The 13,923-nt window shown below is 70.8% G+C and carries 13 protein-coding genes; 8 read left to right on the plus strand and 5 right to left on the minus strand.

The window, feature by feature from the left end; genetic code table 11:
• Positions 1 to 121: 121 nt before the first annotated feature.
• Both IAG44_RS31865 and IAG44_RS31870 read left to right on the plus strand, forming a co-directional pair.
• Complete coding sequence (locus IAG44_RS31865; RefSeq protein WP_187750533.1) at positions 122 to 1,420, plus strand: ABC transporter ATP-binding protein; 1,299 nt, start codon at positions 122 to 124, stop codon at positions 1,418 to 1,420.
• Positions 1,421 to 1,545: 125 nt separating this feature from the next.
• Complete coding sequence (locus tag IAG44_RS31870) at positions 1,546 to 2,865, plus strand: MFS transporter (protein WP_187750534.1); 1,320 nt, start codon at positions 1,546 to 1,548, stop codon at positions 2,863 to 2,865.
• On the opposite strand, the gene IAG44_RS31875 is transcribed toward IAG44_RS31870, so the two are convergent.
• Positions 2,831 to 3,490: a TetR/AcrR family transcriptional regulator gene (locus IAG44_RS31875; RefSeq protein ID WP_187750535.1), complete on the minus strand. Its 660-nt coding sequence runs from the start codon at positions 3,488 to 3,490 to the stop codon at positions 2,831 to 2,833. The genes IAG44_RS31870 and IAG44_RS31875 overlap by 35 nt on opposite strands.
• Before the next feature lie 65 nt (positions 3,491 to 3,555).
• On the opposite strand from IAG44_RS31875, the gene IAG44_RS31880 reads away from it, so the two are divergent.
• From IAG44_RS31880 to IAG44_RS31890, 3 genes are all read left to right on the plus strand, one after another.
• Positions 3,556 to 4,707, plus strand: coding sequence for an acyl-CoA dehydrogenase family protein (locus IAG44_RS31880; protein ID WP_187750536.1), 1,152 nt, complete (start codon positions 3,556 to 3,558; stop codon positions 4,705 to 4,707).
• Between the two features lie 77 nt (positions 4,708 to 4,784).
• Entirely contained in the window at positions 4,785 to 5,069 is a 285-nt protein-coding gene (locus IAG44_RS31885) for a YiaA/YiaB family inner membrane protein (RefSeq protein WP_187750537.1), read from the plus strand.
• Between the two features lie 86 nt (positions 5,070 to 5,155).
• Positions 5,156 to 5,782, plus strand: coding sequence for a TetR/AcrR family transcriptional regulator (locus IAG44_RS31890; RefSeq protein WP_187750538.1), 627 nt, complete (start codon positions 5,156 to 5,158; stop codon positions 5,780 to 5,782).
• Positions 5,783 to 5,826: 44 nt separating this feature from the next.
• Here IAG44_RS31890 and IAG44_RS31895 read toward each other — a convergent pair whose 3' ends face one another.
• Complete coding sequence (locus IAG44_RS31895) at positions 5,827 to 6,288, minus strand: MaoC family dehydratase (RefSeq protein WP_187750539.1); 462 nt, start codon at positions 6,286 to 6,288, stop codon at positions 5,827 to 5,829.
• A gap of 142 nt (positions 6,289 to 6,430) precedes the next feature.
• On the opposite strand from IAG44_RS31895, the gene soxR reads away from it, so the two are divergent.
• Positions 6,431 to 6,895, plus strand: a complete 465-nt coding sequence (gene soxR / locus IAG44_RS31900; RefSeq protein ID WP_187750540.1) for a redox-sensitive transcriptional activator SoxR — start codon at positions 6,431 to 6,433, stop codon at positions 6,893 to 6,895.
• Between the two features lie 15 nt (positions 6,896 to 6,910).
• On the opposite strand, the gene IAG44_RS31905 is transcribed toward soxR, so the two are convergent.
• Positions 6,911 to 7,813: a hypothetical protein gene (locus IAG44_RS31905; protein WP_187750541.1), complete on the minus strand. Its 903-nt coding sequence runs from the start codon at positions 7,811 to 7,813 to the stop codon at positions 6,911 to 6,913.
• Between the two features lie 252 nt (positions 7,814 to 8,065).
• On the opposite strand from IAG44_RS31905, the gene IAG44_RS31910 reads away from it, so the two are divergent.
• The gene (locus IAG44_RS31910) at positions 8,066 to 8,872 is read left to right on the plus strand and encodes a G1 family glutamic endopeptidase (protein WP_187750542.1); all 807 of its coding nucleotides are present in this window, start codon (positions 8,066 to 8,068) and stop codon (positions 8,870 to 8,872) included.
• 115 nt (positions 8,873 to 8,987) lie between these two features.
• On the opposite strand, the gene IAG44_RS31915 is transcribed toward IAG44_RS31910, so the two are convergent.
• Entirely contained in the window at positions 8,988 to 9,590 is a 603-nt protein-coding gene (locus IAG44_RS31915) for a hypothetical protein (RefSeq protein ID WP_187750543.1), read from the minus strand.
• Between the two features lie 231 nt (positions 9,591 to 9,821).
• Here IAG44_RS31915 and IAG44_RS31920 point away from each other — a divergent pair, with 231 nt between their 5' ends.
• Positions 9,822 to 12,578 (plus strand): penicillin acylase family protein, encoded by a 2,757-nt coding sequence (locus IAG44_RS31920; protein ID WP_187750544.1) that lies wholly within the window; start codon positions 9,822 to 9,824, stop codon positions 12,576 to 12,578.
• A gap of 46 nt (positions 12,579 to 12,624) precedes the next feature.
• Here the strand turns inward: IAG44_RS31920 and IAG44_RS31925 are convergent, their stop codons facing one another.
• Positions 12,625 to 13,869: a serine-threonine protein kinase gene (locus tag IAG44_RS31925; protein ID WP_187750545.1), complete on the minus strand. Its 1,245-nt coding sequence runs from the start codon at positions 13,867 to 13,869 to the stop codon at positions 12,625 to 12,627.
• Between the last annotated feature and the right edge of the window lie 54 nt (positions 13,870 to 13,923).

Genomic DNA, 13,923 nt, shown 5'->3' on the forward strand with positions numbered 1-13,923 from the left:
TAGGGGTCCCGAAGCCTTCCCCCGGGGTGGCCCGTCCATTAGCTTCCCTTGCTCACCCGTCCCGTACGACCCGTGAGGGACGGCCGAGGGCCGGGTGCCGGCGCAGCTGGGGACGAGTCTCATGACACGCGCGATCTCTCTGCACGATGTGAGCAAGGCTTATACGAAGGGCGTACGGGTGGTGGACGGTCTGACGCTGGACGTCGGGCCGGGGGAGTTCCTGGTGCTGCTGGGGCCGTCGGGGTGCGGAAAGTCGACGGTGCTGAGGATGATCGCGGGCCTGGAGGAGATCAGCGAGGGCGAACTCCTGCTGGACGGCGCGTACGCGAACGATCTCCCGCCCGCCGAACGGGACATCGCGATGGTGTTCCAGAACTTCGCGCTGTACCCGACGATGACGGGCCGCGCCAACATCGGCTTCCCGCTGCGCATGGAGGCGCCCGGCGCCGACCCGTCCCCCCAGGTCGACGCCACCGCTCGGATGCTGGGCATCGAGGACCTGCTGGAGCGCTACCCGTCCCAGCTCTCCGGCGGCGAACGCCAGCGCGTGGCGATGGGCCGGGCGCTGGCCCGCAGACCCTCCGCGTTCCTGATGGACGAACCCCTCTCCAACCTCGACGCGAAACTCCGCACCCACTTACGCGCCGAGATCGCGCAGCTGACGACGGGGCTCGGCGTCACCACCCTGTACGTCACCCACGACCAGGCGGAGGCGATGTCGCTGGGCGACCGGGTCGCCGTCCTGCGCGGCGGCGTCCTGCAGCAGGTGGACACCCCGCGCAACGTCTACGCGCTGCCCCGCAACGTCTTCGTCGCCGCGTTCATCGGCACCCCCAGGATCAACCTGCTGCGCGGCGTGGTGCGCGCCCCGCTCGACGGCGCGATGTCGATCAACCTCGGCCGGCAGGCCCTGCGGCTGCCCGAACCCCTGTCCGCCGAGCACAAGCTGCTCCGCGTCCAGCAGGGCCGCGAGGTGATCGTGGGCCTGCGCTCGGAGGCGATCCGGGTCGCCCCCGGCAGGGCGGCGCGCCCGGGGGAGGCCCTGATCACCGGCCTCGTGCGGCACGTCGAGTTCCAGGGCCACGAAGTCCTCGCCCACTTCGACACGGGCTCGGCCCCCGCCCAGGTCCCCACCCTGGAGTCCCCCCGCCCCGACCTCCCCCGCCCGCCCCGCCGCCGCAGAACCCCACCCCTCCTGACGCGGTTACGCCCCCACCCGGCGCCCCCGGAGACCCCGCCCCCTACCCCTCAGGTAGTAGTCCCCGGCGACCTGATCGTCCGGACCACTCCCGATCTCGACCTGCGCCCCGGCGCCCAGCTCCCCCTGCTGGTCGACCTCACCCGCCTCTTCGTCTTCGACCACCGAGGCGAACGCGTCTCCCCGGCCCCGGCCCACCACCTCCCCGACCTGGCGGAATGACCCACCCGCACCACCGAACCCAGAAACGGGTCGAGCACCCCGCTTCTCGTTCATCCCGTTGACCCCATACCGTCCGGTCAGTATGTTCCCGGGAACGTCCCCCGCGCCCCACGGAGTGTGCACGCATGGACACGTTCCCCACCGCTCACCCCCGTACCACCCCTGGCTCCAAGGCGTCCCACCGCCGCGTCGCCACCGCCGCCGCGCTCGCCTCGGCCGTCGAGTGGTACGACTACTTCGTCTTCGGCATCGCCGCCGCCCTCGTCCTCGGTGACCTGTACTTCCCCTCGGGCAGCTCGACCGCCGGCATCCTGGCCGCCTTCGCGACGTTCGCCGTCGGTTTCCTCGCCCGCCCCATCGGCGGCATCGTCGCGGGCCAGCTCGGCGACAAGCGGGGCCGCAAACCGATGCTCGTGCTCGCCCTGACCCTGATGGGCCTCGCGACCACCGGCATCGGACTCCTCCCCACCTACGACACGATCGGCGTCGCCGCGCCGATCCTGCTCGTCCTGCTGCGCGTCGTCCAGGGCGTCGCCGTCGGCGCCCAGTGGGGCGGCGCGATGCTGCTCGCCACCGAGTACGCGCCCGAGGGCAAGCGCGGCATCTACGGCAGCTTCGTCCAACTCGGCGTCCCCATCGGCGTGGTGAGCGCCAACTCCGTCTTCCTGCTGGCCGGCGCCTTCACCAGCGAGAGCGCGTTCGAGGCGTGGGGCTGGCGAGTCCCGTTCGTCATCGGCCTGTTCGTCCTCGCCCTCGCCTGGTACATACACACCCGCGTCGAGGAGACTCCCGAATTCCGGGCGGCGGAACAGAAGTTGGCCGAACAGGAGAAGTCCGAACAGGGCTCCCCGCTGCGCACGGTCCTACGCCACCACCTCGGCACCGTCCTCCTCGCCGGCGGCTCCTTCGCCGTCAACACCGCGACGTTCTACATCCTGATCACCGGCGTCCTCGACTACACGACCCGCGACCTCGACATGAAACGCGGCGCGGTCCTCACCGTCTCCCTCTGCGTCAGCCTCACCCAACTCGTCCTGATCCCCGCCTCGGCCGCCCTCTCCGACCGGGTCGGCCGCATCCGGATCTACGCCCTCGGTGCGGCCGGCATCGCCCTGTGGGCCGTCCCGATGTTCCTGCTCATCGACACCGGCTCGCTGCTGTGGCTGGCCGTCTCGACCTTCGTCGCCGGCTGCTTCCTCAGCATCATGTACGGACCCCAAGCGGCCCTGTTCGCCGAGCTGTTCACCCCCGAGATGCGCTACACCGGCGCCTCGCTCGGCTACCAGATCGCGGCGGTCGCGGGCGGCGGACTCGCCCCGTTCGTGATGGTGCTGCTCCTGGAGACGACGGGGACGTCGATGTCGGTCTCGGCGTACATCATCGGCCTCGCCGTGATCGCGCTGCTCTCCATCAAGGTCCTTGCGGACCGGGCCCGTTCACGCTGATCCGGGCGAACTGGGCCGCGAGGCCGTCCAGCAGCGCCGTCAGCCCGGTCTCGAAGGCCCGCTCGTCGATCGTCTCCTGCCGCTCGGCCAGCAGATGGGCCTGGCCGAGGTGCGGATAGTCGCCGGGGTCGTACGCGGCGCGGTCCTCCACGAAGCCACCCGCGAACGACCCCAGCGCGGAGCCCATCACGAAGTACCGCATCAGCGCCCCCACGGACGTCGCCTGCGCGGGAGGCCAGCCCGCCCGGACCATCGCCCCGTACACCGCGTCCGCGACCCGTAGTCCCGCAGGTCTACGACCCGGACCCCGGGCCAGTACCGGGACGATGTTGGGGTGGTCGCGCAGGGCGGCCCGGTAGGACATCGCCCAGTCGTACAGGGCGGTGCGCCAGGGGCGGCCGTCCTCGAACATCGACAGGTCCACCCGCGCGCTCACCGAGTCGGCGACCGCCTCCACGATCTCGTCCTTGGTGGCGAAGTGGTTGTACAACGACGGCCCGCTGACGCCGAGTTCGGCGGCGAGCCGGCGGGTCGACAGCGCGTCGAGCCCTTCCGCGTCGATCAGCTCCCGGGCCGCCTCGACGATCCGTCCGGTGCTCAGCAGGGGCTTGTGCGGTCGGGCCATGGCGCTCATAGTAGGGCTGCGCCAGAAAACTAGCAGTGATAATTTACCCTTACAGGAATCGCCGCATGAATCTGGAACTCACCGAGGAACAGACCGCCGTCCAGCGGCTCGCCCGGGACTTCGTCGACCGCGAGATCACCCCGCACGTCCGCGACTGGGACCGCGCCGAGGCCGTCGACCGGGGCATCGTCAAGAAGCTCGGCGAGGTCGGCTTCCTCGGCCTCACGGTCGACGAGGAGTACGGCGGCTCGGGCGGCGACCACCTCGCGTACTGCCTGGTCACCGAGGAACTGGGACGCGGCGACTCCTCCGTGCGCGGCATCGTCTCCGTCTCCCTCGGCCTCGTCGCCAAGACGCTCGCCGCGTGGGGCGGCGAGGAGCAGAAGCGGCGCTGGCTCCCAGGGCTGACGTCCGGCGCGCTGATCGGCTGCTTCGGGCTGACCGAGCCGGGGACCGGCTCCGACGCCGGGAACCTCGTCACCCGGGCCGTACGTGAGAGTGACACCTACGTCGTCAACGGCACCAAGATGTTCATCACCAACGGGACGTGGGCCGACGTCGTCCTGCTCTTCGCCCGCTCCACCGACGCCCCCGGACACCGGGGCGTCTCCGCGTTCCTCGTCCCCACCGACACCCCGGGGCTGACCCGCCGCACGGTCCACGGCAAGCTCGGGCTGCGCGGGCAGGCCACCGCCGAGCTGGTCTTCGAGGACGTCCGCGTGCCCGCGTCCGCGCTGCTCGGCGAGGAGGGGAAGGGGTTCTCCGTCGCGATGTCGGCGCTCGCCAAGGGGCGGATGTCGGTGGCCGCCGGGTGCGTCGGGATCGCGCAGGCCGCGCTGGACGCCGCCGTCGGGTACGCGGGGGAGCGGGAGCAGTTCGGGACGCCGATCGCCGGGCACCAGCTCGTTCAGGAGCTGATCACCGACATCGCGGTCGACGTCGACGCCGCCCGGCTGCTGACCTGGCGCGTCGCCGATCTCGTCGACCGGGGGCTGCCGTTCGCCACCGAGGCGTCCAAGGCGAAGCTCTTCGCGTCCGAGGCGGCCGTGCGCGCGGCGGGCAACGCGCTCCAGGTCTTCGGCGGGTACGGCTACATCGACGAGTACCCGGTGGGCAAGCTGCTGCGGGACGCGCGGGTGATGACGCTGTACGAGGGGACGAGCCAGATCCAGAAACTGCTGATCGGGCGGGCACTGACGGGGGTGTCGGCCTTCTGAGGTACCTCCTATGACTGAGTACTTACTGAGTACTACGGCGGATGTGGCGCGGGCCACGTCCGCCGAGACTCATCCCCATGAGTGACACACCCAAGCAGCAGAGCACGACCGCCTTCTACGGCCAGGCCGTGGCCTCCTTCTCCGTCGCCATGGCGGCCACCGCCGTCGGGATCTACCAGCTCAGCGCCGACGCCTGGGTCCGCGCGTTCCTCGCGATCGCCGTGCTCTACCTCGTGACGTCCTGCTTCACCCTCGCCAAGGTGATCCGTGACCGGCAGGAGGCCGGGAAGATCGTCAGCCGGGTCGACCAGGCGCGCCTGGAGAAGCTGCTCGCCGAGCACGACCCGTTCGAAAAGCTCTGACCGGAAGCTCTGACCGGCTGCCCTAAGCGCTCGCTCACCCGGGGCGGTATGGTAGGGCGACTGTCTGCGAGAAGGGTCGGTGAGCGATGAGTACGGCGCAGGACACGATCGGCGGCGAGGCCGAGCCGTGGGAAGAGGTCACGCCCGACGCGGCCCGGCGTCTGCTCGTCGCCGCGGTCGAGGCGTTCGCCGAGCGCGGCTACCACGCCACCACCACCCGTGACATCGCGAGCCGCGCCGGTATGAGCCCGGCCGCGCTCTACATCCACTACAAGACCAAGGAAGAGCTGCTCCACCGGATCAGCCGCATCGGCCACGACAAGGCCCTCGGCATCCTGCGCACCGCCGCCCGCCGCGAGGCCGGTGCCGCGCAGCGCCTCGCCGACGCCGTCAGCTCCTTCGTCCGCTGGCACGCCGTCCGGCGCACGACGGCCCGCGTCGTCCAGTACGAACTCGACGCGCTCGGCCCCGACGCCCGCGCCGAGATCGTCGCCCTGCGCCGCGAGGTGAACGCGGAGGTCCAGGGCATCCTCGACGACGGGGTGGCCTCGGGGGAGTTCGACGTCATCGACGTCCGCGGGACGACGCTCGCGATCCTCTCCCTGTGCGTCGACGTCGCCCGGTGGTTCAACGTCAACGGGACGCGGACGCCGGAGGAGGTCGGCGAACTGTACGCCGACCTCGTCCTGCGGATGGTGGGGGCGGCGAAGTAGCTCTGCCGGGGTAGCACTCCGGGAGTAGCCCCCGTGCTGCTTCTCTAGAGGTAGTACCGCGACACCGACTCCGCCACGCACACCGGCTTCTCGCCGCCCTCGCGCTCGACCGTGAACGCGACGGTGAGCTGGACGCCGCCCTGCACGTCCTCGACGGAGCTGATGCGGCCGGTGGCGCGCAGCCGGGAGCCGACCGGTACCGGGGCGGGGAAACGGACCTTGTTCGTGCCGTAGTTGACGCCCATCTTCGTGCCGTCGACACGGATGAGCTGGGGGCCGAAGAGGGGCAGCAGCGAGAGTGTGAGGTAGCCGTGCGCGATGGTCGTCCCGAACGGGCCGGCCGCCGCCTTCTCGGGGTCGACGTGGATCCACTGGTGGTCACCGGTGGCCTCGGCGAACAGGTCGATCCGCTTCTGGTCGACCTCCAGCCAGTCGCTGTACCCCAACTGCTCGCCCACCGCCGCCTTCAGCTCGTCGACGGACGTGAAGATCCTCGGCTCTGCCATGGTCCCGGCCTCTCGCTGTGAATCCCGAAGTGAAGTCCCGAAGGGGGAAGTCCCGAAGTCTAAGCAACTGCTTAGCATGGTCGGTCCGGAGGGCACTGTCAACGGACCTGTGACCCCACGGCCACCCCACTAGGCTGGCCGGGTGCCCCAGATCCGCGAGAACGTCCAAGAGCTGACCGTCGGCCAGTTGTCGGCGCGCAGTGGTGTAGCCGTGTCCGCCCTGCACTTCTACGAGTCGAAGGGGCTGATCACCAGCCGCCGCACGTCCGGCAACCAGCGCCGGTACTGCCGCGACGCGCTGCGCCGGGTGGCGTTCGTCCGGGCCGCCCAGCGGGTCGGCATACCGCTCGCGACGATCCGCGAGGCCCTGGCGCAGCTCCCCGAGGAACGGACCCCGACCCGCGAGGACTGGGCCCGCCTCTCCCAGGCGTGGCGTTCCGAACTGGACGAACGCATCAAGCAGTTGAACCGCCTCCGCGACCACCTCACCGACTGCATCGGCTGCGGCTGCCTCTCCCTCGACACCTGCGTCCTCTCCAACCCCGACGACATATTCGGCAACCGCCTCACGGGCTCCCGCCTGGTCGTCGAACACCGGGAGGACTGAGGCGAGCTCACCCCCTCACCCCCAGACCCACCGGATCCCGAACCGGCACTCCCCGGCCCCCAGCGCCACCGCGTGCACCGCCCCCGCCGCGTCCAGCCGCAGCCGCCGCTCCCGCCGGAACCCCGCCCCGCGCCCGGCAACCCCCTCAAGTCCCGTAGTACGAAAGGAGTAGCACGCGGACGGCAGCGCCTCGGGACGGAACCGCACCTCCAGGAGGTGTTCACGCATCGGGACATGGATCGCCGTCTCGATGCGGCGGGACACCGGACGGGGTTCGCGGTGCTCGACCGTGTAGTCCACGATCACCGTCTCCCCCCGGGCGAGGGGCCGTTCGAACAGCATCTCCGCGACGATCAGCCCCTCCTCGGGGAGCTCGACGACGGTCCCGAGGCGCAGCGGCCCGGCGGGGCGGAGCCGGGGCAGCGGGCCGGGGGAGTCGAGGCGGTAGAGGGCGATCCAGCGGTCCGCCCCGTCGGCCTCGGCCCGCAGCAGCCGCCGGCTGGACAGCGACCGCAGCCGCCGCTCCCCGTCGACCTCGGCCCGGTTGTGGCAGCTGAGCCGCGTCAGGGAGGCGTCCCAGCGGACGTCGACGGCGTCCCGGACGTCCCCCAGGGGCCACGCCCGGTCCAGCGCGGGGTGCCCCTCGGCGGGCGGCAGCCAGCGTCCGCGCGGCCGGGGCGGGGCGAGCCGCGCGCTGAGGGTCGCCGGCGGCAGCGCGAGGACGTCCTCCAGAACCGCCAACGCCGAGAGCGAGCGCCGCCGTTCGGGCTGGTGGCGCCCCGACTGCCAGGAGCTGAGCGTCGCCGCGGACACGGGTGCCCCGCGCAGCCGCAGCCGTTCGTGGATCCGGTCCAGGCTCAGCCCGCTCGCGGCGATGGCGGCCCGCAACTCCTCGTGGAACGGTCTCTCACCCTGCATCCGCACAGTCTCCGCCCGGCCCCCGCACGGTGCGGAAGGCCGCCGTCCGGATGTTGGGGGAAAGTTTCCGTGCGTTTGAACGGAACCGGCCGAATCCCAAGCCTTCCTCCAGCGGGCGTTTCGGCGGCGTTGCGGCTCAATTCCCGCAGGACTGAACGCACTCGGCCTCCTTGCCATGCTCATGCAAGCTCACGGAAGCTGCTGGTCACCGCCGCAGGATCCCCCCACCTCCCCCTGAACCACGGAGAGTTCATGTCCAGCATCAGGTCCGCGAGCCTCGCCGTCCTCGCCGCAGGCACCCTCACCGCCGCCCTCGCCACCCCGGCACTCGCCGCGTCGCAAGCAGCCTCGGCGCAGGCCCCTCAGCGGCTCACGCAGTCCATCGAACGCCACGAGAACCACGCCCCGCACGGCGCGCTGAAGCACGTCGGCAAGGTCAACGCCTCGGAGACGTCGACCAATTGGTCCGGCTACGCGGCCACCGGCTCGGCCGGCGCCTTCACCTCCGTCACCACGTCCTGGACCCAGCCCACGGTCACCTGCGGCTCGGCCACCACGTACTCCTCGTTCTGGGTCGGCCTCGACGGTGACGGCAACGACGCGCTGGAGCAGACCGGCACCGAGGCCGACTGCATCAACGGCCGTGCGGTGTACGGCGCTTGGTGGGAGGTCCTGCCGGCCGCCTCGACGGCGTGGGACGACGTCACCGTCGCCGGCGGCGACAAGCTGACCGCGACCGTGACCTACAACGGCAGTAATTTCACGATGACGCTGAAGGACGCCACGCAGGGCTGGACGAAGACCCAGACCGACGCCGGCTCCTCCGACTTCCAGAACGCCTCCGCCGAAGTCATCGCCGAGGCCCCCGAGGTCGACGGATCGCTCGCCAAGCTCGCGAACTTCGGCACCGTGAACTTCACCGGCGCGAAGGCCAACGGCTCCAACCTCGACAACGCCGCGCCCGACAAGATCACGATGACCAACAGCGGCGGCACGGTCCGCGCCCAGCCGGGCACGCTCTCGTCGGGCGCGTTCTCGGACACGTGGAAGTCCGCGTGACCCGGATGATCTGACGCCGCCCGGAATCAAGGACGGCGCCCGGATTCAAGGACAGCGCCCGGAATCAAGGGGGTGCGGCATCCCCGTCGCACCCCCTCTGCCCTGGCCCGGGGGCCTACGCCGACACCAGCATCCGCCCACGCCGCGCGGACGCCAGCGCCTCCGGGGTGAGGACGGGGCGCGGGACCAATATGCCGCACTCCGTGCAGACCGGGCCCGCCGACGGCTCGTGGTCCAGGTCGTACTTCCACAGCAGCCGTTCGCCACCGCACACCGGGCAGCACGCACCCGGCTCGCGCTCCAGCGCGGCGATCAGCCGGCGCAGCACCTCGGCCAGCGGCTCACGGGGATGAAGCCGCGGGTCGTCGCACCACGCCACGCCGAACCCGCCCCAGGTCAGCCGGTGCCAGTCGTCGAAACTCCCCGGCCTGCGCAGTCCGTCGTGCTTCTCTTTCCTGCGCCGTTCGGCGAAGCCCGCCTCGTAGGCCAGCCAGACCGTCCGCGCCTCCTCAAGCTCCTCCAGCGCGGCCACGAGCCGCGCCGGGTCGGGAGAGCGGTCCTCGGGGCCGAACCCGGCCCGCGAGCAGAGATGGTCCCAGGTCGCCCGGTGCCCGTAAGGGGCGAACCGCTCAAGGCACTTGCGCAGCGAATAACGCCGCAGTGCCAGATCGCTGCGCGGATCGCGCGCCTGTCTCGCCAGACTTCTGAATCCTGCCATCGCCTTGCACCTCCGTCACACCTGCACCTGTACTTCGGTCACTTCGGCGCCGTCGCGCCGAACTCGCGCGACGTCGTCGAATAGACGTATCGACTCTCGATTCGGCTCCATCCGATTTTCCGGACGGCCCCCGCCGGGTGAGCGCCGTGAAAAAACTTGACGCATGTTCATCTTCAATCCCGGGGATACCGGCGGTAACCTTCCGGCCACCCCCGTCGCTAGGAGCTGCACATGCCACGGCGAACTCCCTTCGACAGACTGAGAACTCCCGGCAGATTCCCCGGGTTCCTGAAGAGCGCGACCGTATGCGCGCTTCTCGCCGGTCTGTTGTCGCCACTCACCCAGGTCGCCACCGCCGAGGCGGCCGAACCGAACGACTACTGCGGCGGACAGTGTTCCGACATCCTGCCGCCCGGCCAGAACGGCAACGCCACCCTCGCGCAGATCATCCTCAACCAGGCGTTCGGCACCCAGCCCGAGCACGCCCAGGACCAGCTCGGCCCGTACAACAACCTGGCCAAGGGCTATCCGACGCTGACCAACGCCACCATCAACACCTTCTTCAACGACGCCTCCTTCGGCGTCCCCGCCGATCAGGTCGCCTCCACCCTCAAGCCGGCCGGCCGCAGCGACGTGACGATCGTCCGCGACAAGAAGACCGGCGTCCCGCACATCACCGGCACCACCCGGTACGGCACCGAGTTCGGCGCCGGATACGCGGCGGCCCAGGACCGGCTGTGGCTGATGGACGTCTTCCGCCACGTCGGCCGGGGCCAGCTCACCAACTTCGCCGGCGGCGACCCGTCCAACCAGGGCCTGGAACAGCAGTTCTGGCGCAACGCCCCCTACACCGAGGCCGACCTCCAGGCGCAGATCGACAACGCCGTCGCCACCAGCGGCGCCCGGGGGCAGCAGGCCCTCGCCGATGTGAACGCCTACCTCGACGGCATCAACGCCTACATCGACGCCTCCGACAGCGGGCGTTACTTCCCCGGCGAGTACGTCCTCACCGGCCACAAGGACTCCATCACCAACGCCGGCACCATCCAGCACTTCAAGATCACCGACATGGTCGCGCTCGCGTCCGTCATCGGCGCCCTCTTCGGCTCCGGCGGCGGTGGCGAGGTCAACAACGCGATCTCGCTGCTCGCCGCGCAGGAGAAGTACGGCGTCGCCGAGGGCACCAAGGTCTGGGAGTCGTTCCGCCAGCGCAACGACGCCGAGGCCGTCCTCACCGTCCACAACGGCGAGAGCTTCCCGTACGCCACCAAGCCCGCGAGCCCGCAGGGCACCGCGCTGCCGGACGCCGGGACGGTCACCGCGGAACCCCTGATCTACGACGCGACCGGCACCGGCGGCCCCGCCGCGACGGCAGCCGCCGCGGCGACGACGTCCGCGAAGCGCGGCATGTCCAACGCCCTCGTCGTCAGCGGCGCGCACACCGCGAGCGGCCATCCCGTCGCCGTCTTCGGTCCGCAGACCGGGTACTTCGCTCCACAGCTCCTCCTTCTCCAGGAGATCCAGGGTCCCGGAATCAGCGCCCGTGGCGCGTCGTTCGCAGGTCTCTCGATGTACGTGGAACTCGGGAGGGGCCAGGACTACGCCTGGAGTGCTACGACGTCCGGCCAGGACATCATCGACACGTACGCCGTCGAGCTGTGCCAGGACGACTACCACTACCTCTACCGAGGTACCTGCACGGCGATGGACAAGGTCGAGCAGAAGAACGCCTGGAAGCCGACGACGGCCGACGGCACCGCGGTCGGCTCGTACACCATGCGCGTGTGGCGCACCAAGTACGGTCCCGTCACGCACCGGGCGACCGTCGGCGGCAAGAAGGTCGCCTACACCACCCTGCGCTCGTCCTACCTGCACGAGGCCGACTCGATCATCGGCTTCCAGATGCTCAACGACCCCGGTTTCGTGAAGGGCCCGGACACCTTCAAGCAGGCGGTCGAGCACATCAACTACACCTTCAACTGGTTCTACGCCGACTCCCAGCACACCGCCTACTACAACTCCGGCGACAACCCGGTCCGCGCGGCCGGCGTCGACGCCGAGTTCCCGGTCTGGGCGCGGCCGGCGTACGAGTGGCGCAACTGGAACCCCGCCACCAACACCGCCGACTACACGCCCTCGGCGCAGCACCCCCAGTCCGTCGACCAGGACTACTACATCTCCTGGAACAACAAGCAGGCCAAGGACTACACCAGCGCGCCCTGGGGCGAGGGCTCGGTGCACCGCGGCAACCTGCTGGAGACCCGGGTCAAGAAGCTCGTCACGGCGGGCGGCGTCACCCGCGCCTCCCTCACCAAGGCGATGGCGGACGCGGCGCTGGCCGACCTGCGCGCCGAGGACGTCCTGCCGGACCTCCTCAAGGTCGTCAACAGCGCGCCGGTGACGGACCCGGCGGCAGCGGCGGCGGTCACGAAACTCCAGACGTGGCTCGCGAACGGCGGTAAGCGCACGGAGACTTCGGCAGGATCCAAGACGTACGCCGACGCCGACGCGATCCGCATCCTGGACGCCTGGTGGCCGCTCCTGGTCCAGGCCGAGTTCCAACCCGGCCTCGGCAGCGGCCTGTTCACCGCCATCACCACCAACCTCCCCGTGGACGAGGCGCCTTCGGCCGCCCACGGCCCGACCGGCTCGCACGCGGGCAGCTCCTTCCAGTACGGCTGGTGGAGCTACGTCGACAAGGACATCCGCGCGGTCCTCGGCGAGACCGTCAAGGACCCGCTGGCCCGCAAGTACTGCGGGGACGGCGTCCTGTCCGCCTGCCGCGACACCCTCATCGCCACCCTGAAGACCGCCGCGGGCAAGACCGCCGCCCAGGTCTACCCGGGCGACGCCCAGTGCGCGGCCGGCAACCAGTGGTGCGCCGACTCGATCTTCCAGCGCGCTCTCGGAGGCATCAAGCACTACAACATCAGCTGGCAGAACCGGCCGACCTACCAGCAGGTGGTGGAGTTCACCTCGCACCGGTAAGTCCCGTACGGGCGGGCCGGGTTCGCCAGGAACAGAGCCAACGGGCTCACCCCTGGGGAATCCGCCCCGCCCCCAGCACCACCCTCGCCAGCTCGGGGTGCACGATGTCACTGTGCGCCCCGGCCGGCGGCCCACCGCGCCGGACGACGGCCGCCGCGTCGACGTTGACACACCCGGACACCGGCAACGGCCCCCGCAGCGCCTCGGCGAGGCTCAACTCCCGGGTCCCCGCGACCGACTTGACCCCGTCGAACCCCATGGCACCCCACTTCGCGCCCAGCACTTCCCCGACCGCCCCGCGCGCGTCCCCCGCCATCCGCGAGGCCAGCGGGTACATCGTCCCGAGGGCCAGGTCGTGCGAGGAATGGCAGCACACCACCGGACCGTCGACCCGGCCGTGCCGCCCGGCGAGCGCCCCCTCGGCCGCGAACGCGTAGTGGGAGAAGGCCCCTTGGAGCAGCGTCACGGACTTCACCGCACGCACGCCCGGCGCGAGCCCGCTAAGCGCGAACGACACCAGGCGCCCGCCGAAGCTGTGCCCGACCAGATGGACCCGCACCCCGGGCGCGGACGCCGCCAACTTCCCCAGCAGCGGCCCGAGTCCACGCTCGCCGACCGTCCCGGCCCGGCGTTTCATCGCGTAGTACGCCGCCTGCCGCAGCACCTCCTTGGCGCCGTCCCAGGGGTTCGGCAGCGAGAACTCCCGTACGCCGCCCAGCTCGTGGAGCGCCTGGGCGAACTCCTCGCACACCTGGTCCACCGGCTCGGTGAGCAGCGCGGGCGTCTCCTCCTCCGGCAGGTCCGCCGCGCACCGCTCCGGCACGGCGTCCACGAGCTGCCCGACCAACTCGCCGAACTCCGCCAACGCGGCGTCCCCCGGCGGGCGTTGCTCCAGCAGCGCGGCGATCCGCTCGACGGCGTGGGCCTGGCCGGGGAAGGTCTCCAGCAGGGCGCGGCGCGTGCCGTCGTCCAGGCCGACTCCTTGACGGACCGTCAAGTGCGGGAAGTCCGGGACGGGTTCGTCGCAGAACCGCATCGACGGCCACACGACGCCGACGTACCCGAGTTTCGCCTTCGGGGCGAGGTGGGGGAACGGGGCGAAGAAGGCGCGGTAGAGGGCGGTCGCGCGGGTGCGGTCGTTGTTCCAGCCGTGCGAGAAGAGGATCAGGTCCCGGACCCCGCGCGGCCCGGCCTCGGTGAGGAGCCGGTCGCGTTCGGCGGGGTTCACGTCCCCGTCCGCGTCGAAGGTGAGTTGCCAGTAGGGAGTCACTGTCATTGCCGGTCCGGCCATCACGGCCTCCGTCCCCCGGAGCGATGTGGGCGCAGTGTCCTGCTAACCGGACCG

Source organism: Streptomyces roseirectus (assembly GCF_014489635.1).
Classification (GTDB): domain Bacteria; phylum Actinomycetota; class Actinomycetes; order Streptomycetales; family Streptomycetaceae; genus Streptomyces; species Streptomyces roseirectus.